Annotated in this window: 22 protein-coding genes; 15 read left to right on the top strand and 7 right to left on the bottom strand. The window is 38.3% G+C overall.

The features are described from left to right. The first annotated feature begins 8 nt into the window (after positions 1 to 8). From LG402_RS16115 to LG402_RS16080, 8 genes are all read left to right on the top strand, one after another. A complete protein-coding gene (locus LG402_RS16115) occupies positions 9 to 3,275 on the top strand; it encodes a phage tail tape measure protein (RefSeq protein ID WP_227335945.1) in 3,267 nt (1,088 codons plus the stop codon). Positions 3,276 to 3,277: 2 nt separating this feature from the next. Beyond that, positions 3,278 to 3,610: a phage tail protein gene (locus tag LG402_RS16110; protein WP_109402835.1), complete on the top strand. Its 333-nt coding sequence runs from the start codon at positions 3,278 to 3,280 to the stop codon at positions 3,608 to 3,610. Next, the gene (locus LG402_RS16105; protein ID WP_069366998.1) at positions 3,607 to 4,356 is read left to right on the top strand and encodes a phage minor tail protein L; all 750 of its coding nucleotides are present in this window, start codon (positions 3,607 to 3,609) and stop codon (positions 4,354 to 4,356) included. Before LG402_RS16110 ends, LG402_RS16105 begins: the two co-directional genes overlap by 4 nt. Before the next feature lie 5 nt (positions 4,357 to 4,361). Then, a complete protein-coding gene (locus LG402_RS16100; RefSeq protein WP_115351039.1) occupies positions 4,362 to 5,069 on the top strand; it encodes a C40 family peptidase in 708 nt (235 codons plus the stop codon). Between the two features lie 90 nt (positions 5,070 to 5,159). Continuing rightward, positions 5,160 to 5,660, top strand: a complete 501-nt coding sequence (locus LG402_RS16095; protein WP_023582500.1) for a hypothetical protein — start codon at positions 5,160 to 5,162, stop codon at positions 5,658 to 5,660. 56 nt (positions 5,661 to 5,716) lie between these two features. Continuing rightward, positions 5,717 to 6,310 (top strand): tail assembly protein, encoded by a 594-nt coding sequence (locus LG402_RS16090; RefSeq protein ID WP_227335944.1) that lies wholly within the window; start codon positions 5,717 to 5,719, stop codon positions 6,308 to 6,310. Positions 6,311 to 6,329: 19 nt separating this feature from the next. After that, the gene (locus LG402_RS16085) at positions 6,330 to 9,998 is read left to right on the top strand and encodes a phage tail tip protein (protein WP_227335943.1); all 3,669 of its coding nucleotides are present in this window, start codon (positions 6,330 to 6,332) and stop codon (positions 9,996 to 9,998) included. An 11-nt stretch (positions 9,999 to 10,009) separates the two neighbouring features. Continuing rightward, positions 10,010 to 11,401 carry a hypothetical protein gene (locus tag LG402_RS16080; RefSeq protein ID WP_227335942.1) on the top strand — a complete coding sequence of 464 codons (1,392 nt, stop codon included), beginning with the start codon at positions 10,010 to 10,012 and terminating at the stop codon, positions 11,399 to 11,401. Between the two features lie 110 nt (positions 11,402 to 11,511). Here the strand turns inward: LG402_RS16080 and LG402_RS16075 are convergent, their stop codons facing one another. The 3 genes from LG402_RS16075 to LG402_RS16065 form a co-directional block, all read right to left on the bottom strand. After that, on the bottom strand, positions 11,512 to 11,799 hold the full coding sequence (locus LG402_RS16075) for a helix-turn-helix domain-containing protein (RefSeq protein ID WP_227335941.1): 288 nt from the start codon (positions 11,797 to 11,799) through the stop codon (positions 11,512 to 11,514). A 390-nt stretch (positions 11,800 to 12,189) separates the two neighbouring features. Beyond that, entirely contained in the window at positions 12,190 to 12,564 is a 375-nt protein-coding gene (locus LG402_RS16070; RefSeq protein ID WP_227335940.1) for a hypothetical protein, read from the bottom strand. 65 nt (positions 12,565 to 12,629) lie between these two features. Beyond that, positions 12,630 to 13,856 carry a tyrosine-type recombinase/integrase gene (locus LG402_RS16065; RefSeq protein ID WP_227335939.1) on the bottom strand — a complete coding sequence of 409 codons (1,227 nt, stop codon included), beginning with the start codon at positions 13,854 to 13,856 and terminating at the stop codon, positions 12,630 to 12,632. A 406-nt stretch (positions 13,857 to 14,262) separates the two neighbouring features. Between LG402_RS16065 and LG402_RS16060 the strand changes: the two genes are divergently transcribed. Further along, a complete protein-coding gene (locus LG402_RS16060) occupies positions 14,263 to 15,471 on the top strand; it encodes a tyrosine-type recombinase/integrase (protein ID WP_112837258.1) in 1,209 nt (402 codons plus the stop codon). Positions 15,472 to 15,523: 52 nt separating this feature from the next. Here LG402_RS16060 and LG402_RS16055 read toward each other — a convergent pair whose 3' ends face one another. Further along, complete coding sequence (locus tag LG402_RS16055) at positions 15,524 to 17,254, bottom strand: ATP-binding protein (protein WP_112860379.1); 1,731 nt, start codon at positions 17,252 to 17,254, stop codon at positions 15,524 to 15,526. Positions 17,255 to 17,256: 2 nt separating this feature from the next. Then, positions 17,257 to 18,543 carry an SIR2 family protein gene (locus LG402_RS16050; protein WP_112837256.1) on the bottom strand — a complete coding sequence of 429 codons (1,287 nt, stop codon included), beginning with the start codon at positions 18,541 to 18,543 and terminating at the stop codon, positions 17,257 to 17,259. Between the two features lie 291 nt (positions 18,544 to 18,834). On the opposite strand from LG402_RS16050, the gene LG402_RS16045 reads away from it, so the two are divergent. From LG402_RS16045 to arsC, 5 genes are read left to right on the top strand one after another with little or no spacing between them, the layout of a single operon-like run. Continuing rightward, complete coding sequence (locus LG402_RS16045) at positions 18,835 to 19,170, top strand: metalloregulator ArsR/SmtB family transcription factor (protein WP_112837255.1); 336 nt, start codon at positions 18,835 to 18,837, stop codon at positions 19,168 to 19,170. A gap of 53 nt (positions 19,171 to 19,223) precedes the next feature. Then, the gene (arsD, locus tag LG402_RS16040; protein WP_112837254.1) at positions 19,224 to 19,589 is read left to right on the top strand and encodes an arsenite efflux transporter metallochaperone ArsD; all 366 of its coding nucleotides are present in this window, start codon (positions 19,224 to 19,226) and stop codon (positions 19,587 to 19,589) included. Positions 19,590 to 19,602: 13 nt separating this feature from the next. Then, positions 19,603 to 21,354 (top strand): arsenical pump-driving ATPase, encoded by a 1,752-nt coding sequence (gene arsA, locus LG402_RS16035; RefSeq protein WP_036968131.1) that lies wholly within the window; start codon positions 19,603 to 19,605, stop codon positions 21,352 to 21,354. A gap of 55 nt (positions 21,355 to 21,409) precedes the next feature. Then, a complete protein-coding gene (locus tag LG402_RS16030) occupies positions 21,410 to 22,699 on the top strand; it encodes an arsenic transporter (protein WP_115164613.1) in 1,290 nt (429 codons plus the stop codon). Positions 22,700 to 22,709: 10 nt separating this feature from the next. Next, positions 22,710 to 23,150 carry a glutaredoxin-dependent arsenate reductase gene (gene arsC / locus LG402_RS16025; RefSeq protein ID WP_036968137.1) on the top strand — a complete coding sequence of 147 codons (441 nt, stop codon included), beginning with the start codon at positions 22,710 to 22,712 and terminating at the stop codon, positions 23,148 to 23,150. A gap of 361 nt (positions 23,151 to 23,511) precedes the next feature. Here the strand turns inward: arsC and LG402_RS16020 are convergent, their stop codons facing one another. Together LG402_RS16020 and LG402_RS16015 are read right to left on the bottom strand one after the other, a co-directional pair. Next, entirely contained in the window at positions 23,512 to 23,721 is a 210-nt protein-coding gene (locus LG402_RS16020) for a helix-turn-helix transcriptional regulator (RefSeq protein ID WP_036968140.1), read from the bottom strand. A gap of 105 nt (positions 23,722 to 23,826) precedes the next feature. Continuing rightward, positions 23,827 to 24,414 (bottom strand): inovirus Gp2 family protein, encoded by a 588-nt coding sequence (locus LG402_RS16015; protein ID WP_115164612.1) that lies wholly within the window; start codon positions 24,412 to 24,414, stop codon positions 23,827 to 23,829. 437 nt (positions 24,415 to 24,851) lie between these two features. Here LG402_RS16015 and LG402_RS16010 point away from each other — a divergent pair, with 437 nt between their 5' ends. After that, positions 24,852 to 25,784 (top strand): hypothetical protein, encoded by a 933-nt coding sequence (locus LG402_RS16010; protein WP_227335938.1) that lies wholly within the window; start codon positions 24,852 to 24,854, stop codon positions 25,782 to 25,784. Positions 25,785 to 25,823 lie beyond the last annotated feature (39 nt).

Genomic DNA, 25,823 nt, shown 5'->3' with positions numbered 1-25,823 from the left:
AGGATAAAATGGCAAAACTGCGTGAACTGATTATTAAAATTTCTGCTAATTCTTCCTCGTTTCAATCTGAAATAGCGCGGGCTTCGCGTATGGGAGAAAACTATTATCGGATCATTGAGCAAGGCGGGCGACGCGCCAGTGGTGCGTCTCGTGAAATGCAACGCGCTATCCATGATCTAAATGGTGAGTTATCCTCCATTAAAAATACCGTATCAGGCGTTGCGGGTGCATTTGCAGGGGCTTTTGCAACACAGCAACTTATCAATTATGCAGACATATGGAGTCAACTCAGCGGTCGATTAAAATTAGCGTCTACGTCGATGGAAGATTTTAAGCAAGCACAGCAAGAGTTAATGACGCTGAGCCAAAGAACGGGCACATCGATTGCAGCGAATACGAATCTATACAGCCGTGTTGCACAATCCATGCGTGATGCGGGTTATGCTTCAAGCGATGTTGCGAAAGTCACCGAAACCATTGCAACTTCATTAAAGCTCTCTGGCGCCAGTGCTGAAGAAACCAGCTCTGTTATTACACAGCTAAGCCAAGCATTAGGTTCGGGTGTTCTTCGTGGTGAAGAGTTTAATGCTGTCATGGAGAATGGTGGTCGATTAGCAAAAATGCTGGCTGATGGTATGGGAACGACGATTGGTGGTCTGCGTGAAATGTCGCAAAGCGGACTACTCACGATGGATAAAATTGTTCCTATCCTGACAAATACGCAACAGTTACGAGCCGAATTTGAGCAATTACCAGCTACGGTAAGTGGGTCTGCGCAGAAGATTGAAAATGCGTTCATGGCATGGATCGGCAATGTTAATGAAACATCAGGTGCTACTCGCACACTATCAACCGCAATGGAGGGGATCGCTAACAATATTGATGGTATAGCCTATGTTTCTGGTGTGTTAATTGGTTTGGGGTTGGCGCGTTATTTTGGTGGGTTAACAACAAGTGTGGCGAATGCAACCATTGGGGTTGCGCGTGCAACAAAAAGTGAAATAGCACATGCTCAAGCTCAATTGCAAGGTATCAAAATATCAACGGCTAGAGCAAGGGCGGCAGTCTATCGTGCTCAACAGGCAAGGTTAGCGGCACAAAGTGCCGAGCAACAAGCATTAGCTGAACGTCGATTAGCTTCCGCGCAGGCAACATTAAATCGAAATATATCAGCAAGGCGCACTGCTCAAGAGAATCTTAATCGAATCACATCGACAGGATCTCGATTAATGAGTGGTGCCATGGGGCTAATAGGTGGGATACCCGGACTCGTTATGGCAGGTGCTTCTGCTTGGTACATTATGTATCAGAATCAAGAGGAAGCGAGGCGTTCTGCTCGTGAATATGCCGAAACTATTAATCAGGTACAAGAGAATTTAAGAAAGATGTCTCTTCCTGATGTATCTGACAATTACGATAAAACGAACGATTCACTCACTGAACAAAATAGGCTGGTTACAGAGCAAAAAGGTAAAGTTGATGATCTAGAGAAACAAATTAGAGGTTACCAGCAGATGCTTGCATCACCTGGGCCTAAGATGGGTGATTTCATGATAAATCATCTAACTAGTGAAGCTGATGTTGTTAATCAATTAGCTGAAGCTGAAAAAGATCTTGCAGCAGAAAAAGAACGCCTCATTCAAATGCAAGAGAAATCGACGGGAATTCAGTCTGCATTAAAAAACATTGAAGAACAACGAGTATTCTTAATTCGACAACAGGCTTCAGAGCAAAACAAAGCTCATCAAGCCTTGTTGTTTATGAATGCTGAGCAAACGAAGTTCAATCAGATCATGAATATTGGTAACAACATGCTCGCTACTCGGCAGGCATTAGTCAATATTCCTATGCGTATTCCTAATGCACCACTAGATGATAAACAGCAGACGCTAATAAATAACTCTGAGCGAGATAAAATTCTCTCTTCATTAACGGGTGAAGCTAGAGTTATTAAACAGGCCGAATTTTCTGCCGATGATGTGGGGTTAACCAACACGCCAGAGCATGCCGAAAATCGCCAGAAATATATTAATAACCTAGTGACAGCTTTTCAAAATAGAGAAAAGCTAAATGAATCTCTTAAAACAGGAAAGGCAACACAAAGCGCCTATGAAAAAGCGCAAAAAGAAGCTGAAAGAACCGCAGAACAATATGAGCGGAAGATAGCTGATTTAAGTGTGGCAACAGAGGTTCAGAAGGTTAGGGCTTCACAAGGCGAAAAAGCCGCCTCTCTTTATGCGGCATCACATGAAAATGGGGCTAAATGGACTGATAAGCAAAGAGAAGCGATTGAACGCTCATCTGTCGCTCTCGCAGAATGGACACAAAAAGCAGATGATGCCGTGAAAAAGCATCGTGATATGGAAGATGCTCGCAAAAAACTGCAAGAAGCCACAGTCAAATTTAACGATGAAGCTACGTTAGCGGCTCAAACCAATAACATGAGTTCGCGAGAAAAAAGCTACTTTGAAGAAAGCCAGCAAATAGACCGTATCTACAATGAATCTGCAAAGAAAACAGAAGATATTGAAGCCAGATCTAAAGCATTAGATGCATTAGATCTTAAGTATCGAAATATAGCGCTCGCTGAATCTGACTGGACTGCAGGTATAACACGTGGAATGAAAGATTGGGTTCAAGAAAGCGGTAACTACGCTACTCAAACAGCTTCTGTTGTTCAAAATGCAATGGGAGGAATGGTTGATACTATTAGCGATAAATTAAATGGTAATAAAGCCAGCTGGAAAGATTGGTCTGTTAGCGTGTTGAAATCTATTCAGAATGTACTCATTAATGCGGCAATAGTGAATAGCCTGAATACAATGGCAGGTGCTGGTGGTTGGATGGGCGCTGTTGGTGGATTTTTAGGTGGTGTTGCCCACGCTAAAGGTGGGGTACATAGTTCAGAAAGCCTTGGTTCTTATAGTAATCAAATCGTTAGCTCACCTACTTATTTTGCCTTCGCTAAGGGGGGCGCGCCTAATCTCGGACTCATGGGCGAAGCAGGGAGTGAGGCTATAATGCCATTAACTCGAACTGCAGATGGCAACTTAGGGGTTAGAGTTGTTGGTGGTAATAATCAGGGCACTACTTCAGCACCACAGGTTTACATTACCATTGACGGTAATGGTAATTCAGAAACTCAATCGACGAATGGGTTCGAGCAGTTTGGTGCGGAGATTGGCCGATTTGTTGATAGCCGTTACCGAGAGTTAATGTCCAAAGATATTAGGCCGGGTGGTTTAATTTGGAATGCAACTCGAGGAGGCCGTTAAAAATGGAAACATTCACTTGGTGTCCGCGTGTAAATCCGACTGAAGATGTCTCTTACAACATAAGGAAAGTCAAGTTTGGGGATGGTTATGAACAAGTTTCTGGTAATGGTTTAAATTCACGCAGTCAGAAATGGTCAATGGAGTTTGTGGGTGATGAAGATTACATTTCAGCTATTCGTCACTTTATTGATAAACACGCAGGAATAAAGTCATTTTTCTGGAAACCGCCTCTTGAGCCACTTGGATTGTATCGTTGTGATGAACACAAACTCATTCCGAACGGTGCAGGAAATTACACCCTTTCTTTGGTTTTTATTCAGGCATTTAAATCATGATCACAGCCGATTATCAAAAATTAGAGCCGGGCAATACTGTCCGGCTTTTTGAAGTTGATGGTACAGAATTTGGTGTTCCTAATATTCTGAGATTCCATGCATACAATATTCCCATCACGGAAGAGGAGATGCAAAAGGCTAAAGGAGAAATAGAGGCTAAGTCCATTTGGTGGCAAGGGAATGAATATGGGGCATGGCCAGTTCAAATAGAAGGGTTAGAGTCCTCTACAACGGGATCTAGTGCTAATCCTAAATTATCAGTGGCTAATTTAGATAGCTCAATAACCGCATTATGTCTGCATTATGATGATATGTTGAAAGCGAAAGTGATTATTCACGATACACTTTCTCATTATCTCGATGCGGAAAATTTTAGTGATGGGAATGCTTCTGCAGATCCCACCCAAGAGCGAGTATCTGTCTTTTATATTGATAGTAAAAGCGCAGAAACAAATGAATTTGTTGAATTTACACTGGCAAGCCCAATGGATTTACAAGGTGTGATGATACCCACTCGGCAACTACATTCAATGTGTACGTGGTGTTTACGAGGGCAATATAAATCGGGAGATGGGTGTGATTATGCAGGGCAAAATGGTTATTTTGATAAACAAGGTAATCCTGTTGATGATCCATCACTAGATAAGTGCAGTGGTTTATTGAAAACGGGGTGTGTACCACGATTTGGTAAAAATAATCCTCTTCCTTTTGGTGGTTTTGTCGGAACTTCATTGTTACGGAAATAATAATGATGCAAAAGAAAATACGAGAGGCGATATTTTCTCATGCAAAAAAGGAATATCCCAAAGAAGCATGTGGCGTTATCGTACAAAAATCCAGAGTAAAGACGTATTTACCTTGCGTAAATGTAGCTAAAACACCTCAAGAGCACTTCGTTATTTCTCCTCAAGAATATGCATTATGTGAAGACCAAGGTGTCGTTATTGGTATTGTTCATAGTCATCCAGATGCCACGACTCAACCTTCTGAGTTAGATCAGGCTCAATGTGATGCACTGGGTATCCCTTGGTATATTGTCAGTTACCCCGAGGGGGATTTTCGTGAAATACTTCCTCGAAGCGAACTTCCTCTTATTGGTCGCCCATTTGTACTTGGTTTTACGGATTGCTGGGGCCTAATCATGAGTTATTTTAAGCAGACACATAATATTGCATTACCTGATTATCGTGTTGATTATCCGTGGTGGGAGCAAGGTGAGGATCTCTATATGGATAATTGGCAAGAAGCGGGCTTTGTAAAAGTAGAAGGTGAACCACAAACAGGTGATATGGTAGTTATGCAGGTTCAATCCAATGTTGCAAATCATGCCGGTATTATTCTGGATGATGGTATGTTATTGCATCACCTTTATGGGAGACTAAGCCAACGAGTTCCTTATGGTGGTTATTGGCGAGATAGAACAATTATTATATTGCGTCATTTATCATTAATTAAATAAAAAGTATTTATTTCTATATTTGCCTTTCATTCTTATTATCAAATTATTAACATGATCACGTTTAATTATAAAAACTGATATGGAGTGATAATGAAAAAATTTGGTTTTTTTACATTTGCTATTGGTGTTATCAGTATAATTATCGGATTGATAATATTAATGAATATTAAAACGGAATATGATTCTGTTAGATTATTTCCTAATGCAGTAGTTTCTATGTCAATCGGTTGTTTTTTAACTTTAATAGGCTCTATTTTTGCAGGCTGTGGCGCTATTGTTGAAGAAATTAGAGGAGGTAAATCATCTCTTACTAATAATCAACAAATAAATAATCAATCAATTGAAAGTGAATTTTTTGATATAGGTAAATGGTCTGCTTCTAATTTTGTCATTAGAGGAAGTGATGGACTGAAATTTGATGAAGAAGCAGTAACTAAGTTTGTCGAAGAAATGAAAAAATCAAAACCTACATATAACGGAGCACAGTTAATAGCATTTTATAAGATGGATATAAACGCTATAACAAACGGTTTTCCAGAATCATTAAGATCAAAATTTACTGAAGATTTTGAAAATAAAGTAAATCATTAATCATTCAAACATCTTAAATATAACCCGCCAAGTGCGGGTTTTTTTATGGAGTTTTTATGCAAGAAGAAAAGATGGTAACAATAGAGTTAAGCGGAATATTAGGAAAAACATTTGGTAAAACTCATCAGCGCATAATTACGACAACATCAGAAGCAATCAGAGCACTTTGTTGTACCTTAAATGGATTTGAACAGTATTTAAATACCAGTAAATCACGAGGATTAACATACGCCGTATTTAAAGGGAAAAAGAATATTGGTGTTGATGATCTTAATTTCCCAATATCAGAAGAAATTATTCGTATCGTTCCCATTGTGATGGGGAGCAAAAAAGGTGGTGTTTTTCAGACTATTTTTGGTGCCGTCCTTGTTGCTGCCGCTATATGGCTACCTTGGGGTTCCGCATTATGGGCCAGTAACCTTTTATTTGCTGTTGGCGCATCAGTAGCTATCGGCGGTGTTATCCAAATGCTTTCACCTCAACCGAAAGGTCTTGCAATGCAAGATCAGGGTGAAAACAAACCTTCGTATGCGTTTGGCTCTCCTACTAATACTGTTTCTCAAGGTTACCCTGTGCCAGTGCTTTATGGCGAAAGAACTATTGGTGGTGCCATCATTTCTGCCGGTATTTATGTAGAAGATCAGCAATAAATCTATTTGGAATAATCTAATGAGAAAAACAATTCACGGCCAAAAAGGGGGCGGTGGTAATCCTCGTGTGCCTGTTGAGCAACCCGATGATTTACAATCTATTGCTAAAGCAAAGTTACTCATTGCCTTGGGTGAGGGAGAATTTGCTGGAGAGTTAACAGCGCAAAATATCTTTCTTGATGGTACGCCGTTAGAAGACACTGAAGGAAATGCAAATTTTAGTGGTGTAACGTGGGATTTTAGATCAGGCACACAAGCACAGACTTACATTCAAGGATTGCCTAGCGCTGAAAATGAAATCAATGTTGGCTCAACGATTTCGAGTAAAACACCGTGGGTTCATACATTTACTAATTCACAATTATCGGCTATTCGGATTCGTCTAAAGTGGCCCTCATTATTCAAGCAAGAAGATAATGGGGATCTGGTGGGTAATGAGGTTAAATACGCCATTGATTTACAAACCGACGGTGGTAGCTGGAAAACTATTATTGACAGTGCCGTGAAAGGAAAAACGACTTCGGGTTATGAGCGCGCGCATCGAATTGATTTACCTGAGTCGAAAACATCATGGTCACTACGTGTTAGAAAGGTATCTAATGATGCTAATAGCAGTAAAATCGGTGATACGGTTGTTTTGCAAAGTTACACTGAAGTCATTGATGCTAAATTCACCTATCCTCATACAGCGTTACTTTATATTGAATTCGACTCTAAACAATTCAACGGTTCTATTCCGCAAATAACGTGCAAACCGAAAGGGCGCATAATCAGAATACCCTCAAATTACAATCCTATTGATCGTACCTATACGGGCGTGTGGGATGGTTCCTTTAAATGGGCATGGACCAATAATCCTGCATGGGTTTTTTACGACATTGTTATCTCCGATAGATTTGGTCTTGGACAACGAATAAATCAACAACAGATTGATAAATGGGAGTTATACCGTATAGCGCAGTATTGCGATCAATTGGTACCCGATGGAAAAGGTGGTGACGGCACAGAACCTCGTTATGTCTGTGATGTTTATGTGCAAGATAGAAATGAAGCGTATAACGTGCTACGTGACTTTGCAGCCATCTTTCGAGGAATGACCTATTGGGGTGGCGGTCAGATTGTGATATTAGCGGATATGCCTCGTGATATTGATTATAGCTATACCCGAGCTAATGTGATTGATGGCAAATTTATTTATTCAAGCAGTAGCAGTAAAGAAAAGTATTCCACGGCATTGGTTTCGTATTCAGATCCGCAAAATGGATATGCTGATGCAATGGAGCCGGTGTTTGAACCTGATTTAGTTTCTCGGTTTGGGTTTAATCAATTGGAAGTTACTGCGATTGGCTGTACTCGACAAAGTGAAGCCAACAGAAAGGGGCGCTGGGGAATACTGACAAACAATAAAGATAGAATGGTGACATTTTCTGTCGGGTTAGATGGGAACATTCCGCAACCTGGTTACATTATCGCTGTTGCTGATGAACTGTTGTCAGGTAAAGTCACTGGCGGTCGAGTAAGTGCCATCGATGGCAGAAATATCACGTTAGATCGTGTTGCAAGCGCTGTAAGTGGTGATCGCTTAATTCTCAATCTTCCTTCAGGGCAATCGCAAGCAAGAACGATACAAACAGTATCAGGGAAAGTGATCACGGTTACAACGGAATACAGTGAGACACCAGAGACAGAATGTGTTTGGGTTGTCGAATCAGAAGAGCTGTATGCGCAACAATATCGCGTTGTCAGTGTTACAGAAAATGAGTCTAATCAATTTACTATTACCGCCATTCAGCATGATCCCAGTAAATATGAACACGTTGATTCTGGTGCATTGATTGATGAAAGGCCCATTAGTGTTATTCCTCCTAATAACCAGCAAGCCCCGAAAAATATTGTCATCGACTCTTACTCAATTGTAAGCCAAGGCGTTAGCATTGAAACGATGCGAGCACAGTGGCCACAAGTTGAAAATGCAATCTCTTATGAAGCGCAATGGCGTAGAAACGAAGGTAACTGGGTCAATATGCCTCGTAGCTCCATTAATTCTATTGAGGTTCCTAATGTTTATTCTGGTCGATATTTAGTCCGTGTCCGAGCCATTAATGCTTCTGAGATCTCAAGCGGTTGGGGGTATTCTGACGAAAAAACGTTAACAGGCAAAATGGGTAATCCACCTAAACCAGTTAACTTTAGAGCGTCACCATTAGTCTTTGGCATTAAGTTAGACTGGGGATTTGGTGAAAACACCAGTGATACGTTAAAAACTGAAATCCAGTACAGCAAAACGAATGACGGTGAAGGACTGATGCTGTTATCTGATGTTCCTTATCCATCTAAAACGTATGAAATGGCGGGTTTATCAGCTGGTGTAGCGTTTTATTTTAGAGCAAGGCTGGTGGATAAAACTGGCAATCAATCTGAGTGGACTGAGTTTATACGAGGGGAATCGGAGTTTGATGTAGGTACAATATTGCCAGAGCTTGATGGACACTTCATGTCATCAGAAGCTGGCCAGCAACTTAGTGAACGCTTGGATTGGAATGCTGAGACAGCAATTATTCTTAGTAATGCTGACTCTCAACTATCACGCAGTTTGTTAGTGAAACACGGTCAATCACAAGCGGGTATTCGCGAGCTATGGCAAGTCCGCGCCACGGATAACGAAGCATGGGCACAGGAAGTTAAAGAAATTTACTCCGCTGTTGGTGACAACAAATCTGCAATTAAAGAGACTCAAACTTCAATTACCAAACTAGATGAGGCTTTTGGTCAGCGATTTACTGAAATTCGCACGGAAATGGATAAAGCTCAGGCCGATATCATCTCAAACTCAACGGCTATCTCTAACACAGATAAGGCTTTTGCTGAAAACAAAACGCAAGTTCAAGCTAAGTTTGATGAGCAGGAGGGAATGATACAGGAGAAAATGCAGGCTACGTTTGAGCAGACTGGTGATGGTGTTGTCACGCATTCAATTAATATCACGATTGTTCATGACAAAGTTAAATATAACGCAGCAGGGCAAGTGATTAGTGCTCAAGTTAAGAATGGCAAGCTTGAATCATTCTTTGGTTATAACGCGAATAATTTCGCTTGGTATAATCCTGCAAATGGCAAGATGGAATTATTCATGTATGCCAAGAACGGGCAGTTCTTTGTTCGAGATTTATTTATCGAAGATGGCTCTATTACAAATGCAAAAATAGGGAATATTATTCAATCAAATAATTATGTGGCTGGAAAATCAGGCTGGATAATTAATAAAAACGGATACGCTGAATTTGATGATGCAAAATTTAGAGGAGAAATTAAAGCTACTCACGGCACAATGAATAATGTGACCATTGAAAAGGATTGTGAAATTAAGGGCACTTTAAAAGTAGAGAATATCGAAGGTGACATAGTTAAGTTTTATTCTCTTGGTAATGGAGAAACAATTACAATACCAGCACAATCCTTTGACCGTGTTATTCAAGTAGTCACCATAGCGACGACTCATAATAGTAAGTGGTGCCGATTGTGGTTAAACGATAATAAGTTCTTTGAAATTAAAAATGGTGGGAACTATGAAGAATTTACTTATTGGAATTCTCCATCAACAACGTTAAAAGCGAATACGCCGGGCGTATTTAGGTATGACAGCGAAGATAGATATTTCAAAATAACACTATTAGCCTGCAAGCAATAAGGAAATAAATCATGATATACACAACAGGCACTGTTAACACAGTGTCAGGGTCTGCTATTGTCCGCGGAACTGGCACTAAATTTAAAAATAATAATCCAGCCATTAATATCGGAATGACTATTTTAATTAAATCGGGAACAACAAATATTCCGTATATGATTAAATCCGTTAATTCCGACACTGAATTGGTATTAGCACAACCGGCATTAGCCACAGCAACTAACACCACATTCTCAATTCATGTTACTGAGCCAGATAATAATAGTGATGCAGCAAGAACAATGGTCGCTATTAATAGTTATGTTGAGTATTTCCTCAATGCAATGAATACATGGATGACTCAAACGGGCCAGACAAAAATTGAGATGCCAAACGGCGAGGTTGTCACGCTTGATAGCATTAAAAAGATGCAGGGGGATATTAGTAATAAAGCTGATTTATCTAGCGCTAACTCTCAACGATTTAATGGGCAGATAATTTCTTATAAAGGAATTTATGTTTCTAATTATAATAATGTTAAAACCTATTTTGGCATGCTGAGCCCAACAGATGTAGATCCATTTAGTTTTTATTGTAGCTACAATGATATCGGATATGTCATTCAATTACCAAAAAAACGAAATGGCACAATAATGTTAACGGGTGATCATGGCGTTGGTAGTTACGTTTCATTTACTGAATCAACTGCAAACAATACAGATTGGCCGTTCAATGAGGTGGGTGGATTTAAACTCAATAGCCCAGCGACTAGTAATGTGTACCAGGGGGTTTTGTGTTGGTCAAGAGGTGGTCGATTCAGATTAGCGGGAAGAACATCGGACTCAAGCGGAACCCCGTCAGGATTCAGTGAATTTTATTCTAACTCTAATACAATAACAGACCCCCAAGGCTTCATCAAAAAAGCCTCTCCAATTATCGACATCAATCCCGATGGCACATTCACAACTAACGACGAATCCGAAGGCGCTACGGTTACTCGAGTAGCTCAGGGTGAATATCTCATTGAAGGCGTTTTAGGCTTTAACTCAGATGCGGGTTGGGGCGGTGTCGATGGTGGTATTGAAATTCCACTCGATGTTAATAAACAGCCTCTTGTTTGGGTTAATTCTAAAGTTAACAAGGATGGTTCTATTCTCGTTAAAACGTATCACCGCACTCACCCTAATGCACCTAAATTTGCACGTAATGATATTGACGGCTTCAATGACGGTGATCCGATAGATATCCCTGATGGTCGTTTTATTTCCGTTCGTGTACAGATGCCAGAGCAATCAATCTATAACGTGAGAATGCGTGAGATGGAAGAAGCTCAGAAAGCGGAAGAGGAACGCAGACAAAAAGAAGAGGAAGAAAATCAGGACACCAATAGCGCACCAGAAATAGTGTTTTCCAAAAGTTTATAGTTGTATTTTGTATGTAGAGCAACGAATTCCTTTTTATGTACTCAATTGCTCACATTGTTTTTAATCAAAATAAAAAAACAATATTTTCCTGTAATTATGGGATTCATATTTTATTTTTCCTTATTGGCAGAATGGTTTCTGCTGATAAGGCTTGTTGGCTTTGTTATTGTTTGTTCATCGGAAATATAATAATCAGGTAGTAAGTTTTGAGGTTTAACCCCTAAAACAAACGCGATAGAGAATAAATGTTCAACGGTAATTTTCACGCCTCCATTTTCTACCCGAGAGTAATGTTGTTGGCTTATTCCGAGCTTGTTGCTCATTTGTTTACCTGTTAATTTTAGCTCCATCCTTTTTTGTTTTATTTTATGCCCGATGATGAAATCTAGCGTATCCATGATTTTTTATTTCCGTTATAGATAATTTGTAATTAGCTTTTATAAAGCAAAGAGTTACAAGGCTATTCTATTATAGATAAAAATATTTTTTTATCTATTAAAATAAAACTTTTTATATGGTAGGCATACAGTACATCTGTATGTGCTAGAAGAATATAAAGAGGAACGAAGGTTAGAGGAAAATGACATGGTATTGTATTTTAAAATTCAAATAGCTACTAGTTAATATTAGTATTGATTTGACATCTTCCCCGCTCTGAAGGATGGGTTTTTACGGCGCACCTGATAAGATTTTTTATTATTACAAACTTATCATTTGAGAAAAGAGCTTTGTATATAGTGGCCGTAATATTATAAGTTCTTTGTGTTTTTTGTAATGGGCTGTTTGGATTAATCAATTCTGATGTACTTACCTTCAATAAAGTCCTCTCCGTCATTTTCGCATTTCACAAGACGACACTTTCCACATAAGCCATACCGACTAACGACACAGCGAACACCAGGAGAACTGCTTGAGCCTTGGTGTTTATTTTGCCGTCTCTCATAACTGAATACCTTTTCTAACAAGCCATCTTTAACCATACTATCTAATGTTCTGTGAGTAGATTCGAGAATACTTTTCTTATCAAAAGAATCCATTCCTTTAAGCATATAAGCTACACCTGAAACGTCGAAAGGTGGTGCGCCAATTTCACCCGTTACCCATTCAAGATTGTCAGGTTTAAATAATTCCATTATCTCTTTTTTGCGTGAGGTCATTCTCATTTTTAATATTCCTTATTGTGGGTTACATCTATCCTACAATAAGGAATTTAAATGATATATAAATACTATGCTTCTTTTAGAGACGATAGTTTTTCACACCATGTATCAAGCGTTTCTCGTTTTTCTCTTAAATAATCATATCTATCATAATGCTTTTGAGAAACTCCTGGTCTTTTGTGGTTTTGTACCATATCCCTTAACTCAGAACTTATTCCCATTTCTCCAGCCAATGTTTTGAATGTTCTTCTCACATCTCTAGGTGTAAATTTCTCAAACTCATTTTTCTTACAAAATTTATTTAATTGTTTAGCGTATTCAGACGTTAGCAAGTGTCCTTCTTTAGTATCAGCAGGGAAAAGATAATTTGATGTTGGATACAATAGTTCTTGGATATTAAGAATATCAATAGCAGGCTGTACCAGTGGAATGACATGATAATCGCCTGTTTTTGAAATATGAGGTGGAACCGTTAATGTATTGTTCTTTTTATCCCAATTGTCGCGAGTATTGGCCAGAATTTCCCATGGCCTTTGTCCTGCGGAATAAACGCAAAATAGAAATAGACGCGCATAATCTGAGTTAATAGGGCATTCGATGGTGGGCTTATTGAATAGCTCTAATAATAGCTTCAACTCATCCCATGATAAAAATCTATCTAACGCTTTATCTGCACCTTTTTGTCTAGGAACCACAGTGACAGGATTTCGTTCCAATCCATAAATAACGCGCTCGTTTATTTTTGCTGGATCATTATCGGCAAACAAACCGAAGTTGAATACCGCATGTAGATTTGCTCTTACTTTGTTTGAACCTGCCAAAGCACCTCGGGAGATAAACTCAGAAAGTATTCTTTTTATATGATCTGGAGTCACATCTTTTGCAGGCATAGAGGCATCAATATGCTTACTATCTAGAACCTGATTTAGTCTGTTTTGAGTTTTATCATATGAACGCTTGCCTTGTCGTTTTTGATCTTCAATGTAATCATCAAAAAGCTGTTTTACTGTGGCGTGTTCATATTTTATTCTCTCTGGGGATGATGATTCGGTAGCAGCTGCTACGGATTTTACTGCAGCATCAGCTAGTGATAAATTAGGGTAATCACCAAGCGATATAAATTTCTCTTTTCCATCTTTGAAGTAGCGGTAGACGAAAACTTTTCTTCCAGATGGATATGTTTTTACACCAAGGCGTCCGGTTCCTCTAGTCGCTGATGCTTGCCAAGTATAATACGCAGATTTCTTTGGTTTCAGTCCTCGTATTTTACTATCAGTCAGTAATACGCTAGCCATAACTAATTTCCATTTACGGGTTGTTTGCGGGTCAAGTAACGGGTCAAGTAACGAAGAAATGATATGAAACTAGCTGAAATCATGCAAGATATATAAATCCTTATAAATCAAAAAGATGAAATCTCATGAAATTATATAAAACTCAATGAAATCAGTATGTAACGCCCTTCTAAGCCGTAGGTCACAGGTTCGAATCCTGTAGGGCGTACCATTTCGAAGTCAATGGACATCAACCGATGTCTTTTTTTATGCCTAAAATTCAGTGGATTAGCTGATTTTAACCTTTCTTCGTTCAACTGACGTCTACCTATATCAACCTACATCAAGTAATATTTGTTGGTATATGCGTTGGTACATACAGGTTCAATGAATTTTTATACCAACACAAACTCATGGGAGTTCCTATATGGCACTAACAGATGTGAAGGTAAGAACGGCAAAGCCTGCCGATAAAGGATACAAACTCACTGACGGTGAAGGAATGCACCTTTACGTGCATGCTAATGGCTCTAAATACTGGCGGCTACAATATCGATTCGACGGAAAACAAAAAACATTAGCGCTTGGTGTTTACCCTGAAATTTCTTTAGCTGATGCAAGGCAGCGTAGAGATGAAGCAAAACGTCAAATAGCTAACAACATTGATCCTTCAGAACAGAAAAAGCTTGAAAAGATAGAACGCAAATCGGCGGTTAATAATACATTTCAAGCAGTAACCCTTGAGTGGCACGAATATAAAAAGCCAAACTGGTCTAAAGGTTATGCAGAAGATCTGATGGAGTCATTTGAAAATGACATTTTTCCTGATCTAGGTAAAAGGCCAATTGCTGAAATTAAGCCACTAGAAGTACTCAGTACGTTGCGTAAACTAGAAAAAAGGGGAGTGCTAGACAAGTTACGTAAGATCCGTCAAGCATGCAACCAAGTCTTCAGATATGCGATTGTAACGGGCAAAGCGGAATACAACCCTGCCTCTGAACTTGCTAGCGCATTAACACCTCCTAAAGCACAACACTATCCACATTTGCTTGCTAACGAATTACCTGAATTTCTTAATGCATTAAATCATTATTCAGGTAGCCCAATTACTCGGCTAGCAACTAAAATCCTGATGTTAACAGGTGTGAGAACTATTGAGCTACGTTTAGCAGAATGGGGTGAGTTTGATTTCGAACGCTGTATTTGGGAGATCCCCAAAGAAAGAATGAAAATGCGCCGCCCACATCTAGTTCCATTATCGACTCAAGTCATCACGGCATTACGTGAAGTTCAAGCTATTACAGGACGCTATAAGTTGGTATTCCCCGGTAGAAATGACATTACCAAGCCAATGAGCGAAGCGAGTGTTAATCAGGTCCTTAAACGTATTGGTTATCATGGAAAAGCGACTGGACATGGTTTTAGGCACACAATGAGTACTATCTTGCATGAGAAGGGATTCAATACTGCATGGATTGAGCTTCAACTCGCTCATGTTGATAAGAATACCATCCGTGGTACGTATAACCATGCTCAGTACCTTGAAAACAGAAGAGAGATGATCCAGTGGTATGCGGACTATATTGATGAGTTGGAGTGTGGGGTAGGGAATGTGGTGAGTGTGAATTTTAAGTGATAAATAGCCATCTTTATGTTTAGATGTAAAGATGTCTATTAATGTGTTAAATTTAAATGACTGTTCTTTTCCATATATTACCATATCCGGGAGAGTCAGATATTGGAGGGTAGATCGGTTTTCCTATTTGAATAGTCATCGGAATAGGGAAATCAACACCAACTAATGCGATCTCACCTTGTTTTAGACTTGGTAAGAATGAAGCAGCTGATTTATCAATTTCTCCACATGCCCGTTCAACAACTTCACGGTCTCTATCATTTGTGAGTCTATGTACTAACAGTGTACCAATTTGACTAAGAACTCCTTCTGTAATATCTCTCGGGCGTTGGGTTGTTAAACAAATATTTAACCCATATTTACGTCCTTCTTTAGCGATCATTTCAAAAGCATCAAGTTTTATAGAATGATCCTCTGAGCCAACTCTTTTTCCTAGAAAATTATGAGCTTCGTCAACTATTACTAATAATGGTTGTGTTCTAAATGTTTCACATCTTGCTAAAGTTAATAACTTTCTTCCAATAACGTTGGCTAAAATTTCTCTAGCAAAAAATTCATAGCTGATATCACTTAGACATAAGCGCAGAACACGTTTATTGGAAATTAGGAAATCATTTAATATATCACCAAGTTTTAATACTTTTTCATCTCCATGAAATACTGATTTTAGAGAACTTGAATATGTTACTGCTTGAATTCTTGTTAATAATGAGGAACAGTAACTAAGATCTTGGGTTGCAGCATTACCCCACGAGTCATCTCCATTATCATAATTACACTCCTGTACTATTTGCTGTATGAGTTTTGTTACATCAAATGGTTGGCTTGGGTCATCAACAAGTTTAGAGTTATCTCCGGTATTCATAGCTCTCCGATAATCAGCCTTCGGTTGTTTTATTTTGCGTAAAATACCATTGGTTGCAATTGTAGGGTCTATAGATACTAACCTAAGACTTTTAATTGCTTCTTTTAGTTTTGGACCTTGGACTTTTCCTGATGGGTCAAACATAGCAATAAAATCTGATTCAATGAAATCAGTTGGGGGTATGCGAAACTCAAGAGATGATTCATATTTATTAATAGGATCACCTAAGTGAAAGTGTGAGCAATATTCAGAAGCGAATGATCTATATTCGCTAGTTGCATCGATAATTATTGTTTTTGAATTCTCATAATTAGAGCATTCTTCTATTAATTTTGCAGTGGTCCAACTTTTGCCTCCGCCAGTCGCACCTAAAATAGCACAGTGCCTACCAAATAATTTATCTGGTTCAACTGTAACAATGCTTGATTCTCCACCAGCAATATGACCTAGAACGATTCCAATTTTTTCATCATTATTATCCTTAATACCTTTATTAATGAGTTCTGGTATTAAAGATATAAATTCTAATGGAGCAGAATAGATGATGTCACCTAATCTAGGGTATGCTTTAATTCCTGAATCAATACGTAAGTTAGATGGATCAATAGTACCAAGAAGCTGTATAATACCAATAGCATCAATTTTTTTATTATGTATTGATTCATTAGATATATCCCCACGCTCATATTCGGGTACTTTAACTTCAATTAATCGTCCCAAAACAATTGATTGTTGTCCTTCAATTAATAGAATTTCACCAACTTCTCCTATACCGTATCGATCTCCATTCATGTACGTACCACTAATTTCTCCTACATAAATTAAATTGGCTCTAACGGCTTGTGAATAAATGGAGGAGACGACTCCAACTTTTAAATAACTATTTAATATTCCACCTTTGAGAGCTTGGTTAATCATATTCAATCATTTACTCCAATTTTTTTTATTACATTGGCTAATTGTTCCGCTGGGGTTAATGCTTTAAGGTTAGGCACTAAATTAACGAAATCTTTAAAAGATGCATTTAAAAAATGAATGTCATGACCAGATAAAGATAGTTCTTTAAATAGCGTCCAGTATTTACTAGAACCATTTTTGCCATTATTCAAAATATGTGATGTGCATTTGAAATCTACTATAATTAATCTCATGCTAGGATTTGATTTTATTGCAGAATAAATAGGTTCTGAAATATGGTCATCATTAAAACCAAAGCCAGAAATAACTAGACAGCTATTTTTTTTACGTAAAAAATCTAGAAATCGAGAGAGCAATTCTAGATGCGGCTGGATGAATGCTTGTTGGTATTTACCTTTAGCAGGGTAAATAAGGCATGCATTTGTTGCTATTGGATTTTGGTCTTCATATATTTGTCCATTTTTTCTTAGCCAACTAACTGAACCATGAAGTTTAAATAATTGGAATACACCTTCAACAAAGTCATGATCATTTTCATCTCTTTTTATCACATCATAATTAAAATATTTACCATCAAACCGTCTAATGCCTGTGTATGAAAATCCATCTACAACCATCATTCCTAATTCAGAAGCCGCGGTTTCAAATGTGAGATCGTAATTTGTGGTAAATATTTTAAGCCTTGGGTCTCTAACTCTTCTCCTCCCCATTTTTTGTAATAAATTAATATATGAGGAAAGGTCACTACTATCCTTCTCTAAAAAAGAACGACACTTATCTAAAATAATCGTTTTAACGTTATTTAGAAACTGTAATACTTCTTCATCATCTTGGAATGCTAATAAAGCTTCACAGTTTGAAAGAAAATGTTCAATATTAGGGTAGTTTCGTTCAGAATATTTAACTTTTTGACATACTGAAAGCGCCTCAGGTTTTAGCTCACCATTACTAGTTGCTGTTGGGTCACTCCACATAGCATTTTTCCATAATTCCCACATGCTTGGTCCACCAACATCACCAAGTGAAGTACCACTGCCAGCAAAAAAAGAAAGGTTGGGAAATTGCAGCGATTTTAATAATAGATCGTTAATGTAATGTTGGTTATCTTGCAATTCTTTTTTTTGAGCTTCATTAAGAGGCTGTGGTGTCAATGGAGGGGAACCTGCATTTTTTAATGCTTCATTTTCAATAAAGTCGCGATTCCAAATATAAGATTGAAAATCTAATGCTTTCCATTCATTACTGCCGGGGGGTAAAAACGATATATGACCTTCAGGGATATTGACCATTTCCTATCCTTAACATTGTGCACATGAGGTACATTTTTCTCACTATCATAGCTTATGTCGTTTCATTAGGCACTAATGCCATTTAACTTATGAATTGCAATATAATTTTCATTTCAAAGCTACGGCTGATAAGACGTTAAGTAGGTTAAAATAGTATAATGAAGCGTAAAACTTGTTTTTCCCACAGTTTATAAGTGATTATTGAATAGTTTTATAGAACAATACATATATGCTTTGACGTATGTAGTTTTTGGGGGTAATTTGAGGTCATAGATAGCTAAAGAGGTACACATGGAACCATTACAACTGTTTAAAATTTTAGGTGATCAAACAAGGCTCGATATCGTGTTGCTTTTGAAAGCATCTGGTGAGCTATGTGTCTGTGATATCTATACGGCCTTGAATTTATCGCAACCAAAGACTTCTCGACACCTAGCAATGCTAAGAGAATCAGGTCTTTTGCTCGATTCAAAACATGGTAAATGGGTTCATTATCGTTTATCTCCGGCATTACTAGCTTGGGTGAAAAGTATCATTGATGTCACCTATGCCACAGAGAAAAATAGAGTTGCAGGTTTGCTTAAGAGTCTAGAGACAAAAGAGTCTGCGAGTAGCTGTTCTATATAAAAATAAAAATTTTTAAGTTAACATATTCGAAAAATCATATATAAGGTTAAGGTATGAAAAAACTAGAAGTATTTGATCCCGCATTATGTTGTAGCACTGGTGTTTGCGGAACCGAAGTCGATCAAGCATTGGTAGACTTCGCAACAGATGTGGATTGGTTAAAAAAACAAGGGGCAAGTATAAGGCGTTTTAATTTAGCGCAAGAGCCTATGGAGTTCGTTAACAACACAAAAGCAAAAATATTTTTGGAAACCGCAGGTGCCGAGTCACTTCCACTATTGATTCTGGATGGTGAGATTGTGTTGACTGGTCGATACCCAAAACGACATGAGCTAGCCAGATGGTTTGGTATTCGCCTGAATATTGAAAAAGCCGAAATTGTTAAATCGTGTTGTGGTAATGGTAAAACGTGTTGTTAACAGGAGCAATAAAATGAAATTTTTAGATAACACACCTAATTATTTATTTTTTACTGGAAAAGGTGGTGTGGGTAAAACCTCAATTTCCTGTGCGACAGCAATCAAGCTGGCAGAGGATGGAAAAAAAGTCCTGCTAGTGAGTACAGATCCTGCATCTAACGTCGGACAGGTATTTTCTCAATCAATAGGAAATCAGATTAAGCCAATAACATTGGTTCCAAATCTATTTGCTATTGAAATAGACCCTCAAGCCGCAGCCGAAGAATATCGAAACAAAATTATTAATCCAATCAAAGAAAGTTTACCTGAAGCGGTAATTCAAAGTATTACGGAACAACTATCAGGTGCCTGTACAACAGAGATTGCAGCTTTCGATGAATTTACTGGATTGTTAACTAATACCGAAATTACAGAGCAATTTGACCATATCATTTTTGATACCGCACCAACGGGGCATACCATCCGTTTATTACAACTCCCGAGTGCGTGGAGTGATTTTATTAGTGACAATCCTGATGGTGCGTCATGTCTAGGGCCAATGTCTGGCCTTGATAAACAACGTGAGCAGTACAGCATGGCGGTGAAAGCGTTGAGTGATAAATCACTAACAAGGCTAGTCTTGGTTGCACGACCTCAGTTTGCCGCATTGAGGGAAGTCGCAAGAACCTATAGCGAGTTGTCATCTCTGGGTATCAAAAATCAGCAATTGATTGTCAATGGTGTTTTCCCTGAAACTGCGGTGACTGAAAATGATAAGTTATCCCATGCGCTCTACTCTCGTGAACAAGCGGCATTAGAGTCTATGCCTGAAGCACTACGCTCGTTACCTGTCGATATTCTTTATTTACAAAAGATCAATATGGTGGGTGTCGATGCACTGAAGCAGTTGTTATCTAATGACATGCCACAAATTCCAACTATTACCCCGACAAAACAACCTATTTCTTTACCTACCTTGTCAGAACTGGTTGGCGAAATATCTCAGCAACAGCATGGGCTGATTATGTTAATGGGCAAAGGTGGTGTAGGGAAAACAACGATTGCGGCATCAATCGCAGTTAAATTGGCAGAAAAAGGGCTTGATGTACATCTGACCACATCTGATCCAGCCGCGCATATTGAATCAACCCTCGATGGTGTTTTACCCAACCTTCAAGTTAGCCGAATTGACCCTATCGCTGAAACTGAGCGTTATCGTAATTATGTCTTAGAAACAAAAGGGAAAGGTTTAGATGAAGAGGGGCGTGCATTACTTGAGGAAGATTTACGCTCTCCATGCACAGAAGAAATTGCGGTATTTCAGGCTTTTTCTCGCATCATTAGAGATGCGGGTAAACGTTTTGTCGTCATGGATACTGCGCCGACTGGGCATACATTATTACTTCTGGATGCAACAGGGGCATACCATAAAGAAATTGCTAAAAAAATGGGCGAGAAAGGTCATTATTTAACGCCGATGATGCAATTACAAGATCCTGAACGCACCAAAGTTATTATTACGACACTCGCTGAAACTACGCCTGTGCTTGAGGCGGAGAACTTACAAAATGATTTAATACGGGCAGATATACATCCGTGGGCGTGGGTAATCAATAACAGTCTATCTATCACAGAAACAACATCACCATTGTTACTTTCAAGAGCTGAACAGGAAGTCGCTCAGATTAAAAAAGTGACATCAACATTGGCAAAACGTGTTGCTATTGTTCCTTTGCTTGAAACAGAGCCTGTGGGGATATCTGCATTAAGTCAGCTTGCAGAGTAAGTTTTATTTTCTAAAAATAAAAGGTGCGGAAAAGCACTTTTTAAATGAGGTTGTTATGTTTATTGCCGCTTTAATTTTTATTTTAACGATCACCTTTGTTATTTGGCAGCCTAAAGGACTGGGTATTGGCTGGAGTGCAACGGCAGGGGCAGTTTTAGCACTTATTTTTGGTGTCATTAGCTTTCAAGATATTCCGATAGTTTGGAATATTGTGTGGAATGCCACGGCGACATTTGTTGCTGTCATTATCATTAGCCTACTTTTAGATGAAAGTGGTTTCTTTGAATGGGCTGCATTACATGTTGCCAAGTGGGGCGGGGGTAAAGGAAAACTGTTATTCAGTTATATCGTGTTACTTGGCGCAACGGTTGCGGCCTTATTTGCCAATGATGGCGCAGCATTGATCTTAACGCCCATTGTGATTGCGATGTTATTGGCACTTGGTTTCAACAAAGGCACGACATTAGCATTTGTCATGGCTGCTGGGTTCATTGCAGATACGGCAAGTTTGCCGCTGATCGTTTCGAACCTCGTGAATATCGTTTCTGCGGACTTCTTTAATATTGGATTTACTGAATATGCCTCGATTATGGTGCCTGTGGATATTGCAGCAATTGTTGCAACGCTCGTGATGTTGCATTGGTTTTTCCGTAAAGATATTCCTAAGCAGTATGATATCACTAAATTGAGTGAGCCCGCCTTAGCCATTAAGGACATGACAACCTTTAAAGCCGGTTGGCTTGTATTAGTATTGTTGCTCATCGGATTCTTTGTCTTAGAACCATTAGGTATTCCAGTGAGTGCAATTGCGGCTATTGGCGCCTTAATTCTTTGGGTGATTGCAGCCAGAGGCCATACGATTAATACCAAAAAAGTGTTACGTGGTGCACCGTGGCAAATCGTCATTTTTTCTTTAGGTATGTACTTGGTTGTTTATGGTTTAAGAAATGCTGGGCTGACTGACTATTTGTCTGAAACGCTCAATTACCTTGCGGATAAAGGGTTATGGGTTGCAACAATTGGTACGGGATTTATAACTGCATTTTTATCCTCAATAATGAATAACATGCCAACGGTATTGATTGGTGCCCTGTCCATTGAAGGAAGTGAAGCATCAGGGTTAATTCAGCAAGCAATGGTTTATGCGAATGTGATTGGCGCCGATTTAGGTCCAAAAATCACACCAATAGGTAGCTTGGCGACATTGTTGTGGCTGCATGTTTTATCGCAAAAAAACATGACCATTACATGGGGATATTATTTCAAAACCGGGATTATCATGACTATCCCAGTGCTCATTGTCACACTCGTTGCTTTAGTACTTCGACTTTCACTGTTAAATTAAAGGTAACCCCATGAATGAGATCACTATCTACCATAACCCCAATTGTGGCACTTCGCGTAATACCCTTGCCATGATCCGCAATAGTGGTGTTGAGCCAACGATTATTTATTACCTAGAAACACCTCCGACTAAGGATGTGCTAGTGCAACTTATCGCCGATATGAAAATCACAGTCAGCGAATTACTCCGCAAAAATGTTGAGCCCTATGAGCAATTAAATTTAGAAAATAACCTTTATTCCGATGAGCAATTGATCGATTTTATGTTGCAGTACCCAATACTGATCAATAGGCCGATTGTTGTCACGCCGCTAGGCGTAAAGTTGTGTCGGCCATCAGAGGTCGTATTAGATATATTGCCTAATCAGCAACAAAGTGAATTTATCAAGGAAGATGGTCAAATAGTGATTGGTAGTACACGATGTAAAAATGCAAATGAAGAGGCCAGTTAAGTACAAACCCTAAGAAAGTGAATGGGATTGAGTGTTGCTGGCAACTTCAACACTCTGTATGTGTTTATGCTGTTAACTAAATAAAATATGTTGTTGTGAATAATACATAATCATTCATTATTATCTCCAGCCCCTGGTTCTCCATCTGCTTGCCAATGATCCTCTCCACCAGCTGGTAACTATTCTTGATATAGGGATGAAGCATTCCGTGAGCGACAGTAAGTTTGGTAAGTCCCTTCAGTCAGAGTTGGTAAAGGCGTAGCAATGTCTCATAAAGAGCATGATACTTTCTCATTGTTGAGTTTTCAGTGTGACTTAAATGTTGGTGTTACTAACGCAGAATAGGGGAGTGATGTGATGGTTAGACTCTGGATTCGGCAATACGTGCTTGTAACCAATTTTCAACTTCGCTCTTTAACCAACGAGAACTACGCCCCAGTTTTATCGGCTTTGGAAACTCCCCATCTTGGATCAATTTATAAAACCATTTATCTGTTAGTCCGGTTAAGCGGGTTATAAATTTCATATCAACGAATTGGTCATCTAGTAAGGGAATCGCTTGAGTGCTCATTATTGAACTCCTGTCTTTAAAGTTAAAAGGCAGAAGGGATATCGATGAATATTTAGGGATATCTCTCTTCCAAAAGATATCCCCCTCATGTTTTTTATTGGTAGATTAACGGCTGCACCCAAAAGAACGCTCGCCATCACCATAATATTTTGTATGCTCTTTGGCTAAGTAACGACAACGCTGGTTTAATTTGAATATCGCACTTTCATTGTGGGTTTCATTATTATCTAGCCAAGTAACGGCGTTGTCCGGGATATGAACTAAATAACGCTCATCAGGATGGTTTACACCAATAGCACTACACCATGCTTGTTGTACTAATGCATAGAGCGTCCCTTTGGTTTTAATAAAATCACCTAGGTTCCAATAAGCATCTTTATTTAATAGCAAAAGTACATGGTAGTGTTTTTTGTTTTTTATCTCACCAAACTCTCTGACCCATACATAAAACAAAGGGCATGAATGGTTGCGCTTCCATATTTTATTTTTACGTTTTAGGTCAGCATTTATTTTTGCTTTTAACGATTCAAAAAATCGGGTGATGGCATTGGAGTCACTTAAGTGAATTATATCCGATGAAGGAAATCGCAAGTCCACTCGAATAGCAGTAACTCGATTATAGGTTAAGAGTGATTTACGGATGGTGTGGTTTATCTTTTGAATGTAATGCTCGTTGTAGGTGTTTCTAGACATGATTGATACCTTTGGTTGGTTTTATTTTCATATCTAGAATGGATGTTGTTAAAAATAAGAATTCATCACTTTAGAAAAATGATGAGCATATGAATTAGTGAGTCAGTGACAGGGTAATGATTAATGTTCTAGGTGTAGTTATGGGATAGGTTTTCTTTATTAAGATAATACTATACCAACACGGCAAGGCTCTTCTCTATCTCATCACCGATGACCGTGACAGAGCGCTTTTGAACAAAGGTGAACTGATACTTTTTCAAGTAGTTCAACTCTGATATTAGCTTATCTAAAGATTAGTCTTCATTCTAATAATAATTTGTGTGGTTATAGTGATTTTCAACACATAAATACTGATTGTTATGTAGCATAATAACATCTTAAATACTACGTAAAATACAGCGTAAAGGTCTGCAAAAAATACTAGGTGGAGAGAGTGTATGATAAGTGTAGATGTAAATGATAATTATTTGGAGTGTAGACAATATTATGCTGTCCTATTCTGTATGCTTTCAGAAAAAACACTATTACCTGAAGATTTTTATAAAATGATTATCGAGGCAAGAGGTAAGAATGTTAATACGTTAATTCGTGAGTTGAATCAGCATGTCGGGAATGTCTTAAATAATGTTGATCATTATTTAAGAAAGGTGGAGAGAAAAACTATTCCAATAGAACAACTATCTTTTTTAAGGGATGAAAGAATATCATTTGTTATCTTAAACTTTCTCATGAAGTCGTATAATAAATACCTTATAGAAATGGGTCATAAATCAATTATGGCTGGAGTGTATAATTATTCACCTTTAAATTTGATGCCAATGATGGGTAAAAATATACCTTTTCATTATATTGTTTGTTTTTTGGATTTTGTAGTTTTATTTATGACCCCTAAAGATTTTAATGCGATAGTTTTTCAAATGAGAGATAAAGCTTCATCTATTACCAAAGAATATCCAGATCCTTTTTCATTTTTGTCAAAAAAAACTGAAGCGTTAAAATGGATAGGAGAGAGGATGATGCGCGAAAATATTGCTGCTGATGATGATGTTAATGTTCTTATTAAAAATCAGAAATGGAAAATAATTGTTTCCTGTTTTGATTATTGGGCTGTTATTTCAACCGTAGAACGTGTAAAGCTTTTTTTATTTCAAACAAGGAAGGCATGGAGCCAAAAAAAGTATCGTGATGGAGTTAAAGATAAGGCTGTACTCAATACGTATATTTCAAAACCATCTATGTTGAAATTAAAAGAAATAGCTAAAAATCATAATAAAAATATTAACGAAATTATCGAGGCGATGATTGAAGAAATTGTTTTGCCACGAGATCCACTTAAAGAACTCATATCGTTAGTTGAAAAGAAAAATTAAAACAATTTCAAATATATATTATTACCTTGAATGATGATG

Origin of the sequence: Proteus sp. NMG38-2 (genome assembly GCF_020640995.1) — a bacterium.
In the GTDB taxonomy this organism is placed as follows: Bacteria; Pseudomonadota; Gammaproteobacteria; order Enterobacterales; family Enterobacteriaceae; genus Proteus.
Note: the sequence above shows the minus strand (reverse complement) of the source record. Positions and strands in the feature narration are given on the sequence as shown.